12 protein-coding genes and 2 pseudogenes are annotated in these 14,567 nt (G+C 40.1%); 12 read left to right on the top strand and 2 right to left on the bottom strand.

The features are described 5' to 3' along the window. Window positions 1-130 precede the first annotated feature (130 nt). Genes leuS through HT671_RS02275 form a run of 4 tightly spaced genes read left to right on the top strand, consistent with a single transcriptional unit; the run spans window position 131 to window position 4,695 of the window. Window positions 131-2,632, top strand: a complete 2,502-nt coding sequence (gene leuS / locus HT671_RS02290; RefSeq protein WP_000011746.1) for a leucine--tRNA ligase — start codon at window positions 131-133, stop codon at window positions 2,630-2,632. Between the two features lie 41 nt (window positions 2,633-2,673). Further along, window positions 2,674-3,516, top strand: a complete 843-nt coding sequence (locus tag HT671_RS02285; protein WP_001081167.1) for a hypothetical protein — start codon at window positions 2,674-2,676, stop codon at window positions 3,514-3,516. Between the two features lie 55 nt (window positions 3,517-3,571). Further along, window positions 3,572-4,267 (top strand): GNAT family protein, encoded by a 696-nt coding sequence (locus tag HT671_RS02280; RefSeq protein WP_001144903.1) that lies wholly within the window; start codon window positions 3,572-3,574, stop codon window positions 4,265-4,267. A gap of 11 nt (window positions 4,268-4,278) precedes the next feature. Then, window positions 4,279-4,695: a GNAT family N-acetyltransferase gene (locus HT671_RS02275; RefSeq protein ID WP_000628384.1), complete on the top strand. Its 417-nt coding sequence runs from the start codon at window positions 4,279-4,281 to the stop codon at window positions 4,693-4,695. An 823-nt stretch (window positions 4,696-5,518) separates the two neighbouring features. Here HT671_RS02275 and HT671_RS02270 read toward each other — a convergent pair. Next, window positions 5,519-5,611, bottom strand: a complete 93-nt coding sequence (locus HT671_RS02270; RefSeq protein ID WP_000970294.1) for a type I toxin-antitoxin system Fst family toxin — start codon at window positions 5,609-5,611, stop codon at window positions 5,519-5,521. Between the two features lie 115 nt (window positions 5,612-5,726). On the opposite strand from HT671_RS02270, the pseudogene HT671_RS02265 reads away from it, so the two are divergent. Both HT671_RS02265 and HT671_RS02260 read left to right on the top strand, forming a co-directional pair. Continuing rightward, window positions 5,727-6,168, top strand: a pseudogene (locus tag HT671_RS02265) (IS630 family transposase); the annotation flags it as partial. A gap of 228 nt (window positions 6,169-6,396) precedes the next feature. Next, complete coding sequence (locus HT671_RS02260; RefSeq protein ID WP_001074692.1) at window positions 6,397-7,050, top strand: DUF4352 domain-containing protein; 654 nt, start codon at window positions 6,397-6,399, stop codon at window positions 7,048-7,050. A 595-nt stretch (window positions 7,051-7,645) separates the two neighbouring features. On the opposite strand, the gene HT671_RS02255 is transcribed toward HT671_RS02260, so the two are convergent. Beyond that, a complete protein-coding gene (locus HT671_RS02255) occupies window positions 7,646-7,738 on the bottom strand; it encodes a type I toxin-antitoxin system Fst family toxin (protein ID WP_000970381.1) in 93 nt (30 codons plus the stop codon). Window positions 7,739-7,869: 131 nt separating this feature from the next. On the opposite strand from HT671_RS02255, the gene ruvB reads away from it, so the two are divergent. The 6 genes and pseudogenes from ruvB to HT671_RS02225 all read left to right on the top strand — a co-directional run bounded on the left by ruvB (window position 7,870) and on the right by HT671_RS02225 (window position 14,484). Continuing rightward, the gene (gene ruvB, locus HT671_RS02250) at window positions 7,870-8,868 is read left to right on the top strand and encodes a Holliday junction branch migration DNA helicase RuvB (protein WP_007284862.1); all 999 of its coding nucleotides are present in this window, start codon (window positions 7,870-7,872) and stop codon (window positions 8,866-8,868) included. Further along, window positions 8,849-9,421, top strand: a pseudogene (locus tag HT671_RS02245) (nucleotidyltransferase family protein). The gene ruvB and the pseudogene HT671_RS02245 overlap by 20 nt, the downstream one beginning before the upstream one ends. Before the next feature lie 345 nt (window positions 9,422-9,766). After that, on the top strand, window positions 9,767-10,525 hold the full coding sequence (locus HT671_RS02240; protein ID WP_000466722.1) for an isoprenyl transferase: 759 nt from the start codon (window positions 9,767-9,769) through the stop codon (window positions 10,523-10,525). Window positions 10,526-10,533: 8 nt separating this feature from the next. Then, the gene (locus HT671_RS02235; protein WP_000189868.1) at window positions 10,534-11,337 is read left to right on the top strand and encodes a phosphatidate cytidylyltransferase; all 804 of its coding nucleotides are present in this window, start codon (window positions 10,534-10,536) and stop codon (window positions 11,335-11,337) included. Window positions 11,338-11,358: 21 nt separating this feature from the next. After that, the gene (gene rseP / locus HT671_RS02230; RefSeq protein WP_138703074.1) at window positions 11,359-12,618 is read left to right on the top strand and encodes an RIP metalloprotease RseP; all 1,260 of its coding nucleotides are present in this window, start codon (window positions 11,359-11,361) and stop codon (window positions 12,616-12,618) included. 12 nt (window positions 12,619-12,630) lie between these two features. Beyond that, complete coding sequence (locus tag HT671_RS02225) at window positions 12,631-14,484, top strand: proline--tRNA ligase (RefSeq protein ID WP_054392882.1); 1,854 nt, start codon at window positions 12,631-12,633, stop codon at window positions 14,482-14,484. Window positions 14,485-14,567: the final 83 nt, after the last annotated feature.

Here is a 14,567-nt window from a genome sequence, read left to right as displayed (position 1 = left end):
GGGTTTTCTGTTATAAGTATAGCAGTTTAAAAATTTTAGAGCAAGGTAAAATAGAAAAGTATAGAATAGAACGAGACCAAATTCCCTCAAAAATGGTATAATAGTAACATCACAAAATTGGAGAGAGACCATGAGTTTTTACAATCATAAAGAAATTGAGCCTAAGTGGCAGGGCTACTGGGCAGAACATCATACATTTAAGACAGGAACAGATGCATCAAAACCTAAGTTTTATGCTCTTGATATGTTCCCTTATCCGTCTGGAGCTGGTCTGCACGTAGGACACCCAGAAGGTTATACTGCAACCGATATCCTCAGTCGTTACAAACGTGCGCAAGGCTACAATGTTCTTCACCCAATGGGTTGGGATGCTTTTGGTTTGCCTGCAGAGCAATACGCTATGGATACTGGTAATGACCCAGCAGAATTTACGGCGGAGAACATTGCCAACTTCAAACGCCAAATCAATGCGCTTGGATTTTCTTATGACTGGGATCGTGAAGTCAACACAACAGATCCAAACTACTACAAGTGGACGCAATGGATTTTCACCAAGCTTTACGAAAAAGGCTTGGCCTATGAAGCGGAAGTGCCAGTAAACTGGGTTGAGGAATTGGGAACAGCCATCGCCAACGAAGAGGTCCTTCCTGATGGAACGTCTGAGCGTGGAGGCTATCCAGTTGTCCGCAAGCCAATGCGCCAATGGATGCTCAAAATCACGGCTTACGCAGAGCGCTTGCTCAATGACTTAGATGAACTAGATTGGCCAGAGTCTATCAAGGACATGCAACGCAACTGGATCGGGAAATCAACTGGTGCTAATGTAACCTTCAAGGTTAAGGGAACTGATAAGGAATTCACAGTCTTTACCACTCGTCCTGATACTCTTTTCGGTGCGACTTTCACTGTTTTGGCTCCTGAGCATGAATTAGTAGACGCTATCGTAAGTTCAGAGCAAGCAGAAGCAGTTGCAGACTACAAACACCAAGCTAGCCTCAAATCTGACTTGGCTCGTACAGACCTTGCCAAGGAAAAAACTGGGGTCTGGACAGGTGCTTATGCCATCAACCCTGTCAATGGCAAGGAAATTCCAATCTGGATTGCGGACTATGTTCTTGCTAGTTATGGAACAGGTGCGGTTATGGCTGTGCCTGCCCACGACCAACGTGACTGGGAATTTGCCAAACAATTTGACCTTCCAATCGTCGAAGTACTTGAAGGTGGAAACGTTGAAGAAGCTGCCTACACAGAAGATGGCCTTCATGTTAATTCAGACTTCCTAGATGGATTGAACAAAGAAGACGCAATTGCCAAGATTGTGGCTTGGTTGGAAGAAAAAGGCTGTGGACAAGAGAAGGTTACCTACCGTCTCCGTGACTGGCTCTTTAGCCGTCAACGTTACTGGGGTGAACCAATTCCAATCATTCATTGGGAAGATGGAACTTCAACAGCTGTTCCTGAAAGTGAATTGCCACTTGTCTTGCCTGTAACCAAGGATATCCGTCCTTCAGGTACTGGTGAAAGTCCACTAGCTAACTTGACAGACTGGCTTGAAGTGACTCGTGAAGATGGTGTTAAAGGTCGTCGTGAAACCAACACCATGCCACAATGGGCAGGTTCAAGCTGGTACTACCTCCGCTATATCGATCCACACAACACTGAGAAATTGGCTGATGAGGGCCTTCTCAAACAATGGTTGCCAGTAGATATCTACGTGGGTGGTGCAGAGCATGCTGTACTTCACTTGCTTTATGCTCGTTTCTGGCACAAATTCCTCTATGACCTCGGTGTGGTTCCAACAAAAGAGCCATTCCAAAAACTCTTTAACCAAGGAATGATTTTGGGAACAAGCTACCGTGACCACCGTGGGGCTCTTGTGGCAACCGATAAGGTTGAAAAACGTGACGGTTCTTTCTTCCATGTGGAAACAGGAGAAGAGTTGGAGCAAGCACCAGCCAAGATGTCTAAATCTCTTAAGAACGTTGTCAACCCAGACGATGTGGTGGAACAATACGGTGCCGATACCCTTCGTGTTTATGAAATGTTCATGGGCCCACTTGATGCTTCAATCGCTTGGTCAGAAGAAGGTCTGGAAGGAAGTCGTAAATTCCTTGACCGTGTTTACCGTTTGATTACAAGTAAGGAAATTATTGCGGAAAACAATGGTGCTCTTGACAAGGTTTATAACGAAACCGTTAAAGCTGTCACAGAACAAATTGAGTCCCTCAAATTCAACACAGCCATTGCCCAACTTATGGTCTTTGTCAACGCGGCTAACAAGGAAGAAAAACTTTATGTAGACTACGCCAAAGGCTTTATCCAATTGATTGCACCGTTTGCTCCTCACTTGGCAGAAGAACTCTGGCAAACTGTTGCAGCAACAGGTGAGTCAATCTCTTACGTGGCTTGGCCAACATGGGACGAAAGCAAATTGGTTGAAGACGAAATCGAAATCGTCGTCCAAATCAAAGGAAAAGTCCGTGCCAAACTCATGGTCGCTAAAGACCTATCACGCGAAGAATTGCAAGAAATTGCTCTAGCGGATGAAAAAGTCAAAGCAGAAATTGACGGTAAGGAAATCGTGAAAGTAATTGCGGTACCGAATAAATTGGTTAACATTGTTGTGAAATAAAAAGAAGTAACTCTAGAGTATGAACTTTAGAATAGGTCAGAATGAATAGATTAGTGAACGATAGCAGGAAGTGTGAAATTTTATTATTTAAGATTTCTATTATTGTAGTGTCAGTTATAGTATTAGTAATGTCAATAGTGGGTGCATATTATTTTAAAAATTGTCTTTGGGACAAGGAAAGTTTAAATTTGACACTCACTTTAGACACTCTCTTTGCAGTTTTTATTACTTTCTTTAGTTTTTCAAATGATAAATCAAGCAATATTTTTGGAATATCTCCAAATGAAATTATAAGGACACAGTCTGAAGTGTATCAATTTTTATTTACAAAATCTTTTGCAACTCTATTAATAGTGACAAATTTGTTATCCATTATTCATTATTTTGGAGCCAAAAATTTAATAGTTTCTTTTAATGAAACTTATCCTCGTATTCAATCCAGTGTTGGTATCATGTGGCTACCACTGTTTGGTATTCTGATAATCTATTTTATTTGGCTCTTAATAGAGGGATTAAAATATATCAGAAAAATAAATTATATTATTCAAAATAGGGAAATAATCTATTTTTATTCGCAGGTAAAAGTTGTAGATAAACTTACTGATTCTGAATCGAAAAAATACGGTGAATATATTGATTTGTACGAATCGTGTCGTCAGAACAATTTAAGTGTTCTACTTAACTTTCTTCAAAATTCGGATGATAAACGAGGAGTTATTGCTAGTAACTCAGTGAGAATTATGTTTGAATCTTTGGATAAAGCAGACCAAATTGCGGCCCTGAATATTTGTAGAAACTATGTAGCACGAGAAAATGTTTTAAATAAAGAAGATGCAGAAAAATTGTTAAATGAAATTGATAAAAAACTTGAAATTAGCAGATAGGACAATTCAAATAGAGTTGAGTAAAAAGTTTGAAAAGTGAAACAAGGAGAAAGCTATGCCAGTAAATGAATATGGTCAGATGATTGGTGAGTCAATGGAAGGTTATACACCCGGTGCACTGCCTTCTATTGATTTCTTAGAAGGGCGTTATGCTAGGATAGAGGCTCTCTCGGTAGAAAAACATGCGGAGGATTTGCTAGCTGTTTATGGCCCGGATACTCCTCGGGAGATGTGGACCTATCTTTTTCAGGAGCCAGTAGCAGATATGGGGGAGCTGGTTAGCCTTTTAAATCAGATGTTGGCTCGTAAGGACCGTTTTTACTATGCAATCATAGACAAGGCGACTGGTAAGGCTTTGGGAACTTTTTCTCTCATGCGCATTGACCAGAATAACCGAGTAATAGAAGTCGGAGCAGTCACTTTTTCTCCAGAGCTAAGGGGTACACGGATAGGAACTGAGGCTCAGTATCTCCTAGCTCGCTATATTTTTGAGGAGCTAAACTATCGTCGCTATGAGTGGAAATGCGATGCTCTTAACCTGCCATCCAGACGAGTTGCGGAGCGTTTGGGATTTGTCTATGAAGGAACCTTCCGCCAGGCGGTGGTTTATAAGGGACGGACGAGGGATACGGATTGGTTGTCTATGATTGATAAGGACTGGCCTCAAGTCAAAGATCGTTTGGAAACATGGCTGCGTCCTGAAAATTTTGATAAAAATGGACAGCAGTACAAGAGCTTGAGAGAACTTTAAGAGGTGTTGAGATGATTACTATTAAAAAGCAAGAAATTGTCAAGCTAGAGGATGTTTTGCATCTCTATCAGGCTGTCGGTTGGACAAATTATACCCATCAACCAGAGATGCTGGAGCATGCCTTATCGCATTCATTAGTAATTTATCTGGCACTTGATGGTGATGCTGTGGTGGGCTTGATTCGTTTGGTTGGAGATGGATTCTCATCAGTTTTTGTACAGGATTTGATTGTTTTACCAATCTATCAGCGTCAAGGGATTGGTAGTGCCCTAATGAAAGAGGCCTTAAAAGATTACAAAGATGCTTATCAAGTCCAGCTGGTGACAGAAGAGACAGAAAAAAACGTGGGATTTTATCGTTCTATGGGCTTTGAAATCTTATCCACCTATAATTGTATAGGGATGACTTGGGCGAATCGAGAAAAATAACAAAACTTGTTTTTTCTTAAGCAAAGTTTAAGGATGGTCTAGTATTATATAGTCATTAAATAAAGACCTCCTAACTTTATTTAATGAAATCCTAAAACTTTTTTTCATCATAATCTCCTAATGAAGTCACCTAATCAGGTGGCTTTTTGTGAGGTGATAGTGATAGTGATTTTCTGCAAAATGGTAGAATCTGAGAAAAGTTAAGCTAGTTTTAAGCTTCGTCTTGTATCATATAGTTATTAAATAAAGACCTCCTAACTTTATTTAATAAAATCCTAAACTTTTCTTTTTCATAATAATCTCCCTTAACTCCACCCGATTAGGTGGAGTTTTTTGGCTCTATTTCAGGCTTTTGGGGACTATTCTAAAAATCATTTTTCGATATTTTTCGGTATTTTTCGGATTTTGGTCGGGGAATTGGCGGGGGCTTTTTTAGCGAATATGATTAAGAAATAGGTCTGTTGTACCTTCAGCTACTTCAACCTCACTTTGAATGTAAGTGACTGTTAATTGAAGGACTAGAACTACTGTAATAATGATTTTGCTTGTCCAGTAGTGGCGTATTAAATGAGGAGTGACATATAAGATTGTCTCTTCGTTTACTAAATCAAAATTTCTATGAAATTGATAGAATCCCTAATTTTCTCTTAAACTTGAAAGTCTTGTTGTAAAGTGGTTAAAGCTTGAGAAGCTGAGGATGTAAAGTTTTGACAAATTTTGTGAACTGTGAGATAATGGAGAGGAATTAAGGATTAGTTCTATATCATGGACTAGAAAAGACCCCAAGCTAACTTCCACATTAAGCTTGGGGTCTTTTTTGACACTATCTATCTTTGTTTAGCCATTTATCGACTAAGCGAAGGATGACACCGACCACAATCGGTCCGATGATAGTTTTAAGGATTAGTTCCATCATGGGCTATCTCACCTCCTTTCGCAGGCGGTGTAGCAGTGCCGTAGAATATTATACCATAAAGTAATCTACTCTCTCATATTATACTAAAGTCAAAAAACATCTTATAATAGTAGTTATGAAACTCACAAACGAAGAAACACAAAAAATTGAAAAACTCCTAAGAGATTCATCGTACGCCGAATACCACAAACGTCTATAGATTATATTTTATTCAAAAGAGTTATAAGGAAATCATGGATCTGCTAGATTGCAATAAAACAACTGTTTGGAGGAATTTGAAAAATATAAGGAGTTTGTATGCTCTTCTTCAAGAGACTCGTGGTGGACGTCATAGAGAATATAGGACTTACGAAGAAGAACAAGCATTTCTAAAACGTCATATAGAAACTGCTCAAGCTGGGGAATTTGTAACTGTCAATCAGTTATTTGCATCCTATCAAAAAGAGATTAGTCGCACTTCTACACGTGATGGTTGCTATTATCTCCTGAAATGCCATGGTTGGCGAACGGTCACTCCTCGACCTGAGCATCCCAAGAAGGCAGACGCTCAGACAATTGAGTATGAACAAGAATCACCTCATTTGTCTTAGAGTGCTATATTTTAGAAAAATTGAAATGGCAAAGTTCTTTTGAGATAATTTTGTTAGTTGAAATTGTTTAGCTAGGCTCAGTGATTGAAACTTTTTAAATCGCATTTATTTAAAAAAATTAAAATTACCCTCAAAAATGCTTTTTTTTTTAGGAAATATAATATAATAGTTGAAAAAGATTAAAGGAAATTTCTTATGGCTAAGAAAATCAAAGATGAAAATGGGAATGTATATGTGAAAAAAACACCTTTTTATAAAAAATGGTGGTTCATATTGATTGTTATTATTGTTGTATTTGGTGTAGTTAAAGGTGGAAGTGGAAGTAACTCCACTAAGCAGGAAGTTGCATCTAGTTCAAGTACGCAAACAGCAGCATCAGAAGAAACTTCTCAAACAAAGGCAACAGAAAAAAATAAAAATAAGGAAGAGGAGACAAAAGCTAAGGCAGAGAATAAAATCGGAGAAGTTGTTAAAGTTGGAGATGTTGAATATATCGTGAATTCAAAATCTCTGTCTCAAAATGTTGGAGGAGAATTTGGCAAAAACGCAAATGGTATTTATTTAATTCTGAATGTGACGGTAAAAAATAATGGTAAAAAATCTATAACTGTTACGGATGATTTCTTTAAGCTTTTAAAAGATGATACAGAGTACTCAACTGATAGTACAGCTGGTATCTATGCAAATCAGGAAGCAAAATTCTTTTTGTCAGAATTAAACCCTGAAAATAGTATCACAGGAAATGTGGTATTTGATGTGAATACGGAGACTGCAGATGCTTCAGGCTTACAGTTACAAGTACAAACAGGTGTTTTTGGAACTCAAAGAGGAAAAATTAGTCTAGATTAGTCTGAATTAAAAATGCAAAATGTCTATTTTTTAGTAGATGTTATGCATTTTTTCTTATTCTTTACATTTGTTTTTATGTTATGGTTTTAAAAAATTAGTAATCTAGGAATTATGTTGAAGTGGAGAAAATGGTGCAAATTGGATTTTGAAGCCTTATCCACCTATAATTGTATAGGGATGACTTGGATCAACAGAGAAAAATAATAAAACTTGTTTTTGCTTAAGCAAAATTTAAGGCTAGTCTAGTATTATATAGTCATTAAATAAAGACCTCCTAACTTTATTTAATAAAATCCTAAACTTTTCTTTTTCATCATAATCTCCCTTAACTCCACCGGGACTGGTGGAGTTTTTTTGCTCTATTTCAGGCTTTTCGGAAGTTTTCTAAATATCATTTTTCAATAGCTTTCTCTAAATCTTATAAACTTTATTGGACAGATTCTAAAGTTGGAGAAGCTGAATGGATGAGGATATAAACCTTTGACAAAATTCGTGAACTATGGGATAATAAAAAGGAATTGAGTACTAGTTCTATATCATAGGCTAGAAAAGACCCCAAGCTCACGACCAAATAAGCTTGAGGTCTTTTTTGACACTATTTGTCCTTGTTTAGCCATTTATCGACTATACGAAGAACGACACCGACCACAATTGGTCCGATGATAGTTTTGAGTACTAATTCCATCATGGGCTATCTCACCTCCTTTCGTAGGCGGTGTAGAAGTTCCGAACAATATTATACCACATAAGTGCTAGACTCGGGAGTCACAATCCAGTGGCTTTTTTGTTTGTGGCTTGGTTTTTTGATATAATAGAGCCATGAGTAGAATTTTAGATAATGAGATAATGGGGGATGAGGAGTTAGTAGAACGCACGCTCCGTCCTCAGTATTTACGTGAATATATCGGACAGGATAAGGTCAAGAACCAGCTCCAAATCTTTATCGAAGCTGCCAAAATGCGGGATGAAGCGCTGGATCATGTGCTCTTATTTGGCCCTCCAGGCTTGGGAAAAACGACCATGGCTTTTGTTATTGCCAATGAACTAGGTGTCAATCTCAAGCAAACGTCTGGGCCTGTCATTGAAAAAGCCGGTGATCTGGTAGCGATTTTGAATGACTTGGAGCCTGGGGATGTCCTTTTTATTGATGAGATTCATCGCTTGCCCATGTCTGTGGAAGAGGTGCTTTATAGTGCCATGGAGGACTTCTACATTGATATCATGATTGGTGCTGGTGAAGGCAGTCGCAGCGTTCATTTGGAGTTGCCACCTTTTACCTTGATTGGGGCGACGACTCGGGCTGGTATGCTCTCAAATCCGCTACGGGCACGTTTTGGGATTACAGGTCATATGGAGTATTATGCCCATGCTGACTTGACGGAAATTGTTGAGCGGACGGCAGATATTTTTGAGATGGAAATCACCCATGAGGCAGCATCTGAGTTGGCCCTACGTAGTCGTGGGACCCCTCGTATTGCCAATCGTCTCCTCAAGCGCGTGCGCGATTTTGCCCAGATAATGGGGAATGGGGTGATCGATGATCTTATTACCGATAAGGCTTTGACTATGCTGGATGTTGACTATGAAGGTCTGGACTATGTGGACCAGAAAATCCTTCGTACCATGATTGAGATGTACGGAGGTGGTCCTGTTGGTCTAGGAACTCTTTCTGTTAACATAGCAGAAGAACGTGAGACGGTGGAAGACATGTATGAGCCTTACTTGATTCAAAAAGGTTTTATCATGCGGACACGGTCTGGACGGGTGGCGACTGCTAAGGCTTATGAGCATTTTGGGTATGAATATATTGAAAAATAAGGCTGAAATTTTAGACTCTTTCAGAGAAAATCCGGATATGATGGCTATTCTGACTATCATCCGAAACCTTGGTCTGAAAGATTCCTGGTTGGCAGCAGGTTCTGTCAGAAATTTTATCTGGAATCTCTTGTCAGACAAATCCCCTTTTGACTGTGAAACAGATGTAGATGTAATTTTCTTTGATCCAGATATTTCTTATGAGGAAACCTTGTCTCTAGAGAAAAAGTTGAGAGAGGATTTTCCTCAGTACTAGTGGGAATTGAAAAATCAGGTCTGTGTGCATCAGCACAGTCCTCATACTGCTCCCTATAGCAGCTCTTGTGATGCCATGAGTAAGTATCCAGAACGATGTACGGCTGTTGGACTGCGCTTGAATGAAGATTCTACTTTAGAACTCTTTACTCCTTACGGACTCGAGGATATTTTGAATTTTCAAGTTCGTCCAACTCCTCATTTCTTAGAAAATGAAGACCGAATGGAGCTTTATCAAACACGTTTATCCAAGAAAAATTGTCAGGAGAAATGGAAAAATTTGATTTTTAAAACTTCTTAAGGAAACTTTAAGCTAGGGAGTGTATACTGAGTTCATAAGTTAAGAAGACCTTAACTTAAACTCCTAAAACTTTTTCATAATAATCTCCCTATAAAAAATAAAGTCGCCCAATCAGGCGGCTTATTTTTTTGAAAAATGGGCTTGGTGCCTGAGAATAATACTCAATGAAAATCAAAGTGTAAACTAGGAAGCTAACCGCAGGTTGCTCAAAACACTGTTTTGAGGTTGCAGATAGAGCTGACGTGGTTTGAAGAGATTTTCGAAGAGTATAAATAGCTTAGTGATAGAAGAAAATAGGGAAATATGGTATAATGAAACGATAGATTTTTGAATAGGAATAAGATCATGTTTGGATTTTTTAAGAAAGATAAGGCTGTGGAAGTAGAGGTTCCGACACAGGTCCCTGCTCATATTGGCATCATCATGGATGGCAATGGCCGTTGGGCTAAAAAACGTATGCAACCGCGAGTTTTTGGACATAAGGCGGGCATGGAAGCATTGCAAACTGTGACCAAGGCAGCTAACAAACTAGGCGTTAAGGTTATTACGGTCTATGCTTTTTCTACAGAAAACTGGACCCGTCCAGATCAGGAAGTCAAGTTTATCATGAACTTGCCAGTAGAGTTTTATGATAATTATGTCCCGGAACTGCATGCGAATAATGTTAAGATTCAAATGATCGGAGAAACGGACCGCCTGCCTAAGCAAACCTTTGAAGCTCTGACCAAGGCTGAGGAATTGACTAAGAACAACACAGGTTTGATTCTTAATTTTGCTCTTAACTATGGTGGACGTGCTGAGATTACACAGGCTCTTAAGTTGATTTCTCAGGATGTTTTAGATGCCAAAATCAACCCAGGTGACATCACAGAGGAGTTGATTGGTAATTATCTTTTTACCCAGCATTTACCTAAGGAGTTACGAGACCCAGACTTGATTATCCGTACCAGTGGAGAATTGCGTTTGAGTAATTTCCTACCATGGCAGGGGGCCTATAGTGAACTCTATTTTACAGATACCTTGTGGCCTGATTTTGACGAGGCGGCCTTGCAGGAAGCCATTCTTGCCTACAATCGTCGTCATCGCCGATTTGGAGGAGTTTAGGAGGAAATATGACACAGGATTTACAGAAAAGAACCTTGTTTGCAGGGATTGCACTGGCTATTTTCCTACCGATTTTGATGATTGGGGGACTCTTGCTTCAGATAGCAATCGGAATCATAGCCATGCTAGCCATGCATGAACTTTTGAGGATGAGAGGTCTAGAGACCATGACGATGGAGGGCCTCTTGACCCTCTTTGCAACCTTTGCATTGACCATTCCCTTGGAGAATTACCTGACTTTTTTGCCAGTTGATGGGAATGTGGTTGCCTATAGTGTTTTGATTTCAATCATGTTAGGAACGACCGTTTTTAGCAAGTCTTATACGATTGAGGATGCGGTTTTCCCTCTTGCTATGAGCTTCTACGTGGGCTTTGGATTTAATGCTTTACTAGATGCTCGTGTTGCAGGTTTAGATAAGGCGCTTTTGGCCTTGTGTATCGTCTGGGCGACAGACAGTGGTGCCTATCTTGTTGGGATGAACTATGGGAAACGAAAGTTAGCACCAAGGGTATCGCCTAATAAAACCCTTGAGGGTGCCTTGGGTGGTATTTTAGGAGCGATTTTAGTAACCATTATCTTTATGATAGTTGACAGTACAGTTGCTCTTCCATATGGAATTTACAAGATGTCAGTCTTTGCTATTTTCTTTAGTATTGCTGGACAATTTGGTGATTTACTAGAAAGTTCGATCAAACGTCATTTTGGTGTTAAGGATTCTGGGAAATTTATCCCTGGACATGGTGGTGTTTTGGATCGTTTCGATAGTATGTTGCTTGTATTTCCAATCATGCACTTATTTGGACTCTTTTAATCAAAAGACGGAGGAAACGCTATGCTCGGAATTTTAACCTTTATTCTGGTTTTCGGGATTATTGTAGTGGTGCACGAGTTCGGGCACTTCTACTTTGCCAAGAAATCAGGGATTTTAGTACGTGAATTTGCCATCGGTATGGGACCTAAAATTTTTGCTCACATTGGCAAGGATGGAACGGCCTATACCATTCGAATCTTGCCTCTGGGTGGCTATGTCCGCATGGCCGGTTGGGGTGATGATACAACTGAAATCAAGACAGGAACGCCTGTTAGTTTGACACTTGCTGATGATGGTAAGGTTAAACGCATCAATCTCTCAGGTAAAAAATTGGATCAAACAGCCCTCCCTATGCAGGTGACCCAGTTTGATTTTGAAGACAAGCTCTTTATCAAAGGATTGGTTCTGGAAGAAGAAAAAACATTTGCAGTGGATCACGATGCAACGGTTGTGGAAGCAGATGGTACTGAGGTTCGGATTGCACCTTTAGATGTTCAATATCAAAATGCGACTATCTGGGGCAAACTGATTACCAACTTTGCAGGCCCTATGAATAACTTTATCTTGGGTGTCGTTGTTTTTTGGATTTTAATCTTTATGCAGGGTGGCGTCAGAGATGTTGATACCAACCAGTTCCATGTCATGCCCCAAGGGGCCTTGGCTAAGGTGGGAGTGCCAGAAACGGCACAAATTACCAAGATTGGCTCACATGAGATTAACAACTGGGAAAGCTTGATTCAGGCTGTGGAAACAGAAACCAAAGATAAGACGGCCCCGACTTTGGATGTGACTATTTCTGAAAAGGGGAGTGACAAACAAGTCACTGTTACACCCGAAGAAAGTCAAGGCCGTTACCTTCTAGGTGTTCAACCGGGAATTAAGTCAGATTTTCTATCCATGTTTGTAGGTGGATTAACAACTGCAGCCGACTCGGCTATCCGAATCCTATCAGCTCTGAAAAATCTGATTTTCCAACCGGATTTGAACAAGCTAGGTGGACCTGTTGCCATCTTTAAGGCAAGTAGTGATGCTGCTAAAAATGGAATTGAGAATGTCTTGTACTTCTTGGCAATGATTTCTATCAATATCGGGATTTTTAATCTTATTCCGATTCCAGCTCTGGATGGTGGTAAGATTGTGCTCAATATCCTGGAAGCCATCCGCCGCAAACCATTAAAACAAGAAATTGAAACCTATGTCACCTTGGCCGGAGTGGTCATCATGGTTGTCTTGATGATTGCTGTGACTTGGAATGACATTATGCGACTCTTTTTTAGATAATCGAGGAATATTATGAAACAAAGTAAAATACCTATCCCAACGCTTCGCGAAATGCCAAGCGATGCTCAAGTTATCAGCCATGCTCTTATGTTGCGTGCTGGTTATGTTCGCCAAGTATCTGCAGGTGTTTATTCTTACCTACCACTTGCTAATCGTGTGATTGAAAAAGCTAAAAATATCATGCGCCAAGAATTCGACAAGATTGGTGCCGTTGAGATGTTGGCTCCTGCCCTTCTCAGTGCAGAATTGTGGCGCGAATCAGGTCGTTACGAAACTTACGGTGAAGACCTTTACAAACTAAAAAACCGTGAAAAATCAGACTTTATCCTAGGTCCAACACACGAAGAAACCTTTACAGCTATTGTCCGTGATTCTGTTAAGTCTTACAAGCAATTGCCACTCAACCTTTACCAAATCCAGCCTAAGTATCGTGATGAAAAACGCCCACGTAATGGACTTCTTCGTACACGTGAGTTTATCATGAAGGATGCTTATAGTTTCCACGCTAACTATGATAGTTTGGATAGTGTTTATGATGAGTACAAAGCAGCCTATGAGCGTATTTTCACTCGTAGTGGTTTAGACTTCAAGGCTATTATTGGTGACGGTGGAGCCATGGGTGGTAAGGATAGCCAAGAATTTATGGCCATTACATCTGCTCGTACAGACCTTGACCGCTGGGTTGTCTTGGACAAGTCAGTTGCCTCATTTGACGAAATTCCTGATCAAGCGCAAGAAGAAATCAAGGCAGAATTGCTCAAATGGATAGTCTCTGGTGAAGATACCATTGCTTACTCAAGTGAGTCTAGCTATGCAGCTAACTTAGAAATGGCAACAAACGAGTACAAACCAAGCAACCGTGTTGTCGCTGAAGAAGAAGTTACTCGTGTTGCAACGCCAGATGTTAAATCAATTGATGAAGTTGCAGCCTTCCTCAATGTTCCAGAAGAACAAACGATTAAAACCCTCTTTTACATGGCAGATGGTGAGCTTGTTGCAGCCCTTCTAGTTGGAAATGACCAACTCAACGAAGTCAAGTTGAAAAACTACTTGGGAGCAGATTTCTTTGACGTTGCTAGCGAAGAAGAAGTGGCGAATCTTGTTCAAGCAGGATTTGGTTCACTTGGACCAGTTGGTTTGCCAGAGAATATTAAAATCATTGCAGACCGTAAGGTACAAGATGTTCGCAATGCAGTTGTCGGTGCTAACGAAGATGGCTACCACTTGACTGGTGTGAATCCAGGTCGCGATTTTACTGCAGAATATGTGGATATCCGTGAAGTTCGTGAGGGTGAAATTTCCCCAGACGGACAAGGTGTTCTTAACTTTGCGCGTGGTATCGAAATTGGTCACATCTTTAAACTCGGCACTCGCTATTCAGCAAGCATGGGAGCAGATGTCTTGGATGAAAATGGCCGTGCTGTGCCAATTATCATGGGATGTTACGGTATCGGTGTCAGCCGTCTCCTTTCAGCAGTGATGGAGCAACACGCTCGCCTCTTTGTTAATAAAACGCCAAAAGGTGAATACCGTTACGCTTGGGGAATCAACTTCCCTAAAGAATTGGCACCATTTGATGTGCACTTGATCACTGTCAATGTCAAGGACGAAGAAGCACAAGCCTTGACAGAAAAGCTTGAAGCAAGCTTGATGGGAGCTGGTTACGAAGTCTTGACGGATGACCGTAACGAACGTGTTGGTGTTAAATTCAGCGATAGCGACTTGATTGGATTGCCAATCCGTATCACTGTTGGGAAGAAAGCAGCCGATGGCATCGTAGAAGTGAAGATTAAAGCGACTGGTGATACTATCGAAGTTCATGCAGATAACTTACTTGAAACGCTTGAAATCCTCAGCAAGAAATAAAAACTATAATCAGAAGAAAAACAAGGAAAAAATGTAACTAGTTTTTACCTTGTTTTTTCTGTATAATGGGAAAAATGACTAGA

It is taken from the genome of Streptococcus sp. 2741, from assembly GCF_013276315.1.
Lineage (GTDB): Bacteria > Bacillota > Bacilli > Lactobacillales > Streptococcaceae > Streptococcus > Streptococcus pseudopneumoniae.
This window is presented reverse-complemented; position numbering and strand designations above follow the sequence as displayed.